The following is a 622-nucleotide window of genomic DNA, read 5'->3' on the forward strand; positions in this document are numbered from 1 at the left end:
ACTGTCGTTCATGCGGTGCAGCTCACTCATGACGGCAGTACCGGGCGGCGGTCTCGGCGTTTTCGTACTCGTTGCCGCTCCAGGCGGCGGTGATGTAAGCAAGGGGTCGCTTCATGGAACGCTCCTTTCTCCTGCGCGGCTATCTGCCGCCGTAGAGGTCGTGGTTGACCAGCATCGTGTAGTGATTGTCCGTGGTGGCAGGCGCGTTGAACAGCGCCGCCAGCAAATAGGCCCTGGTATTCCAGACGCGGGTGGTGTTCTCCCGGATGCCGTCCAGAACCTTCTCAATGTGGCTGCTGTTGATAAGCTCAAATCGCTGTTGGACCAGGGCGGGCAGAGCGGGCAGGCCAGCCAGCTCACAGGCATGTTTACGGCGGTGGCCCGCCACGATCTCATAGCCGCCCTTCTCGCGGGGCCGGACAATGGCCGGGGTCAGCACACCATACTCTTTCACACTCTCCGTGGTCTCCTTCATGGCTTCATCATCCCTCACTTTGAACGGGAAGTGTTGGGGCTGTTCAAAATTTCTCACCTCCTGAGAATGAAAAAAACGGGCATCTTCCGATGTCCGTTTTCCTGTCTTGTATGAAGTTTTGGGCTGATATAGGGTGCAAGTTTGTTG

1 protein-coding gene and 1 pseudogene are annotated in these 622 nt (G+C 57.6%); both read right to left on the reverse strand.

Annotation, left to right across the window (positions count from 1 at the left end; all coding sequences use genetic code 11):
• Positions 1-139: 139 nt before the first annotated feature.
• Positions 140-346, reverse strand: a complete 207-nt coding sequence (locus tag D1646_RS24010) for a DUF6017 domain-containing protein (protein ID WP_243154208.1) — start codon at positions 344-346, stop codon at positions 140-142.
• A pseudogene (locus tag D1646_RS24015) lies at positions 320-502 on the reverse strand (ParB N-terminal domain-containing protein); the annotation flags it as partial. The pseudogene D1646_RS24015 and the gene D1646_RS24010, both read right to left, overlap by 27 nt.
• Positions 503-622 lie beyond the last annotated feature (120 nt).

Source organism: Pseudoflavonifractor sp. 60, from assembly GCF_009911645.1.
Taxonomy (GTDB): domain Bacteria; phylum Bacillota; class Clostridia; order Oscillospirales; family Oscillospiraceae; genus Lawsonibacter.